The 4,278-nt window shown below is 72.4% G+C and carries 5 protein-coding genes; 3 read left to right on the forward strand and 2 right to left on the reverse strand.

Features of this window, described 5'->3' with window-relative positions:
* Nucleotides 1–470, forward strand: a 470-nt coding sequence (locus AB0M20_RS29625; protein ID WP_364303607.1) for a sugar-binding domain-containing protein, incomplete at its 5' end; no start/stop codon positions are given.
* Here AB0M20_RS29625 and AB0M20_RS29630 read toward each other — a convergent pair.
* Entirely contained in the window at nucleotides 424–1,131 is a 708-nt protein-coding gene (locus AB0M20_RS29630) for a MerR family DNA-binding transcriptional regulator (RefSeq protein WP_364303612.1), read from the reverse strand. The two genes, AB0M20_RS29625 and AB0M20_RS29630, sit on opposite strands and share 47 nt — an antisense overlap.
* Before the next feature lie 50 nt (nucleotides 1,132–1,181).
* Here AB0M20_RS29630 and AB0M20_RS29635 point away from each other — a divergent pair, with 50 nt between their 5' ends.
* Nucleotides 1,182–2,300, forward strand: coding sequence for an erythromycin esterase family protein (locus AB0M20_RS29635; RefSeq protein WP_364303608.1), 1,119 nt, complete (start codon nucleotides 1,182–1,184; stop codon nucleotides 2,298–2,300).
* Between the two features lie 27 nt (nucleotides 2,301–2,327).
* Here AB0M20_RS29635 and AB0M20_RS29640 read toward each other — a convergent pair whose 3' ends face one another.
* Complete coding sequence (locus AB0M20_RS29640) at nucleotides 2,328–3,251, reverse strand: diacylglycerol kinase family protein (RefSeq protein ID WP_364303609.1); 924 nt, start codon at nucleotides 3,249–3,251, stop codon at nucleotides 2,328–2,330.
* Nucleotides 3,252–3,446: 195 nt separating this feature from the next.
* On the opposite strand from AB0M20_RS29640, the gene AB0M20_RS29645 reads away from it, so the two are divergent.
* Nucleotides 3,447–4,278, forward strand: an 832-nt coding sequence (locus AB0M20_RS29645) for an MFS transporter (RefSeq protein WP_364303611.1), incomplete at its 3' end; no start/stop codon positions are given.

The raw sequence follows: 4,278 nt of genomic DNA on the forward strand, positions 1-4,278 counted from the left end.
CCCGCAACACCCGCGCGGAGGCCGTCTACCTTGTCGCGCCCGGGCTTGTGGCCACGCCGGAGATGCGTGCCGCGCTGGTGCAGGAGCCGTCCATCGCGGAGGTCATCAAGGCCTGGGACGACCTCACCGTGGCACTGGTCGGCGTGGGCAGCCTGGAACCGTCCACCCTGCTGCGGCAGAGCGGCAACGCGATCGCCGACGCCGAGGAGCACCGGCTCCGCGACCAGGGCGCCATCGGCGACGTGTGCATGCGGTTCTTCGACGGCGACGGCCGGCACATCACCTCCGACCTCGACGACCGCGTGCTCGGGATCGGGGTGGACGCGCTGCGGGCGGTGCCGCGGCGGGTGGGCGTGGCCGGTGGGCAGCGCAAGTGGAGCGCCATCCGGGCCGCGCTGCTGGGCGGCTGGCTCAGCGTGCTGATCACCGACCAGGCGACCGCGGCCGAGCTCGTCCGGGACCCCGCTTGAGATCGCCTCGCTCTTCCCTCTGCCGCAGGTAGTCGCTCAGCCGCCCGGCCGCGTCCAGCATCGCCAGCCCGCGGGCGGTCAGCCGGTCCTGCCAGTCCTCCAGGTCGACCACGCCGGCGTCCCGGACCTGCCGGACGATCCGGGCGATGCGGCCGAGCGGGTAGTGGCCGCGCCGCAGCAGGTGCGCCAGCTCGGCGTCGCGAACGTCGCTCGCGTCGAATCTCCGGTAGCCCGTCGCACGATCGCGCACGGGGCGGAGGATGCCGGCCTCCTCCCACTTGCGGACGGTCGCCGGGGTGACCCGGAGCCGGCGGGCGAGCTCCCCGACGGTCAGCGTGAGGTCCTCCGGCGGCGCCACCGGCATCCGCGCGGCGTTGAGGGTTTCCCGGTCCCGCGCCAGTTGATCATGGCCGTCGTCGACGATTCGCAGCGCGTCGTCGAGCCGGCCGTCGTGCACCGCGAGCATGATCTCGCCGGCCGCCGCGTGACCGTGCGCCGGGACGAGCGCGAGGAACGCGCGCAGTGCGAGGGCGTGGGTTTCGGTGAAGATGCGGTAGCCGCCGGCCGTGCGCGCGGCGGGCGGGAGGAAGCCGTCGCGCTCGTAATTGCGCACCGCCTGGGTCGACAGGCCGTGCTCGGACGCGAGGTCGGACGGTCTCACCGGCACCTGCCAAAGTCTCAACGGAGGTTTCAAGGATACGATTCAGAGGCATGACTCAGGACATCACCGCCTTCCTGCCCGCATCCGGTGACCTGCTGGCGTTCGGCGAGCCGGTGCACGGCGAGCCCGCCTTCCGGCACGTGCGCAACGACCTGTTCGCCCGGCTGACCGGCCTCGGCTTCCGCTCGATCGCGCTGGAGATCGACCGCGTGGCCGCCCTCGCCGTCGACGACTACGTCCGGCACGGGATCGGCGACCTCGACGACGTGCTGCGGGACGGGTTCTCGCACGAGTTCGGCGCGCTGGGCGGCAACCGCGAGCTCGTCGTCTGGATGCGCGAGTACAACGAGGGCCGCCCACTCGAGCAGCGGCTGACCTTCCACGGCTTCGACGCCGCGACCGAGACGATGTGGGCGCCGAGCCCGCGGACCTACCTCGAGCACGCCCGCGACTACCTCGGTCTCGACTTCCCGGGTGGCGACGACATCGCGGCCCTGGCCGGCGACGACGAACGCTGGCACCGCACCGAGGCCATCATGGACCCGGCCGAGTCGATCGGCGCGACCGGCGAGGCCGACCGGCTACGGGTGCTCGCCGACGACATGCTGACCGCGCTCTACGTCTCGGCGCCACCGTTGATCGCGGCGACGTCGATCGAGGCGTGGCGGCGGGCCGAGATCCACCTGACCGCGGGCCTGGGACTGTTGCGCTACCACCGCCTGGCGGCCCAGCCGCTGGATCGCGGCGAGCGGGTGGCCCGCCTGCTCGCCGTCCGGGACGCGATCATGGCCCGCAACCTGCTCGACATCCGCAGGCTCGGGCCGGTCTTCGTCTTCGCCCACAACACCCATCTGCAGCGCAACCCGGCCCGCTGGCAGTTGGCCGACATGGATCTGCGGTGGTCCGGAGCCGGCGCGATCCTGGCGGCGCTGGGCGAGCCCTTCACGTTCGTCGCCGGCAGCCTGGGCCGCAGCTCGGCCCTGAACCTCGGCGAGCCGGACCCGGACACCTACGAGGGCGACCTGCAGACCCGCATCGCCACGTGGGGCCTGACGAAGTCCGCGACCGGGCGCATCCGCACCGATCCCACGCCGGAACAGGGCTACTTCCCGCTGAACGACGTGACCCTCGAGGGCGCCGACGCGATCCTGCACATCAACGCCGCGTAGGCCGGCGCAGCGCCTCTCGGGCGAGGGTCAACGGTCGGGGGTGCCCGGTGGGGCCATCATGCGCAGGGCGTTGGGGTCCAGGCCGATGTGCAGCGGGGTCTCGCCGCTCAGTTCGCCGTCGACCTCGGTGCGGACCGGGCGGTCGGTCTCCAGGGTCAGCTCGCGGACCGCCAGGAACGGCTCCTGCTGGTGCGACCGGCGATGGCCGGTCGCCGCGTTGCGCGCGGTCTCGCGCAGCAGGTCGGCCCGGGCCGGGCCGCCCACCGCGTACGCGACCAGCAGCCGGTCGTCCGCGTCGGCGTCGGCGGTGATCGGGCGGCCGGCGTGGAAGCCGCCGTTCGCCACGTACAGCTGGTGGGTCTCGAAGGTGTGCTCACGTCCGCCGGCGCGGACCACGGCCCGGATCGGGCGGTGCCGGGTGAGCAGGGCGAGAGCCGTCAACGGGTACGCGATCCGCCCGGACACCCGCTTCAACAGGTGCGGCGACTTCAGCATGACGTCGGCGGACAGCCCCACGCCGACGTGGTTGGTGAACGGCAGGTCCCCGGCCAGGCCCAGGTCCACGTCGACGACCGTGCCGCCGGTCAGCGTGGCCACCGCCCGGTCCAGGCCGAGCGGCACCCGGGCGGTCCGGGCGAAGTTGTTCGTGGTGCCCAGCGGCAGCACCCCGAGCGCGATGTCCCGGTGCGCGAGCATCCGCCCGGCGGTGCTGATCGTGCCGTCGCCGCCGCCCGCGACCAGCAGATCCGGCCCGGCGTCGATGGCCTTGGTCAGCGCCTGCTCCAGGTCACCCTCGACCGGCAGGTCGGCGAGCAGCGTGACGCCGGCCGCCAGCAGCCGCGCGCGGACCCCTTCGTAGAGCCGGCGCCCGCGCCGCGACCGAGCGTTGACCACGAGCGCGGCCCGCCGATGCTCACGGATGTCCTCGCTCAGCTGCTTCTTGGTGCGCACGGCCGGACACGCTACAGGCCGGAGGACGGCGAAGGGCGGACCCGTCACGCGATCGCCGTGTTCCCGACCGTTCGCGGCACCCGGTCGCGGAGTGTCACGTGACTTCGGTGTGCTCGTACCCGTCTCAAGGTCTTGCTTTTCACCCAGTGGAAGCGGTGGATGTCGATCCCGGTGGTCTCTTCCTAACCTGTGACGATGACCACTACGACCGACCGGCGGGCCGCGCTGACGGCCGTCGCGCTGTGCTGGGCCGCCGTGCTGCTCGACGGCTACGACCTGGTGGTGCTCGGCACCGTCATCCCGGTGCTCACCCGCGATCAGGTCTTCGGCATCACCGCGGGCGGCGCCACCACCGTCGCCACCGCCGGGCTGGTCGGGATGACCATCGGCGCGATGGTCATCGGCACGCTGACCGACTACCTCGGCCGGCGCAAGGTGATGATCGTGTCGGTCCTGCTGTTCTCGCTGTTCATGATCGGCGCCGCGCTGGCCACGTCGTTCGGCATGCTGGTCACCTTCCGGTTCCTCGCCGGGCTGGGCCTGGGCGGTTGCCTGCCCACCGCCATCACGCTGGTCACCGAGTTCTCCCGCAAGGGCCGCGCGGCCAGTGCCGCCCCGTTCGTGCTGACCGGCTATCACATCGGCGCGATCCTGACCGCGCTGTTCGGCCTGCTGGTGCTCGGCGGCGGCGGGAACGACTGGCGCTGGATGTTCGCGATCGGCGGCGTGCCCGGGCTGATCCTCGCCCCGCTGATGTGGCGCTTCCTGCCCGAGTCCGAGGTCTTCCGGGCCGAGCGGGCGAACACCGAGCGGAAGAATCCGGTCCGCGAGCTGTTCGTCGGCGGCATGCTCCGGCCGACGATCGCCTTCTGGTGCACGTCGTTCTTCGGGCTGGTGCTTGTGTACGGCCTGAACACCTGGCTGCCCAAGCTGATGGTCACCGCCGGCTACCCCCTCGAGCAGGGCATCGGGCTGGTCCTGGTGCTCAACGTCGGCGCGATCACCGGGCTGCTGGTCTCGGGCCGGA

The sequence above is a fragment of the Actinoplanes sp. NPDC051633 genome (assembly GCF_040681735.1).
Classification (GTDB): domain Bacteria; phylum Actinomycetota; class Actinomycetes; order Mycobacteriales; family Micromonosporaceae; genus Actinoplanes.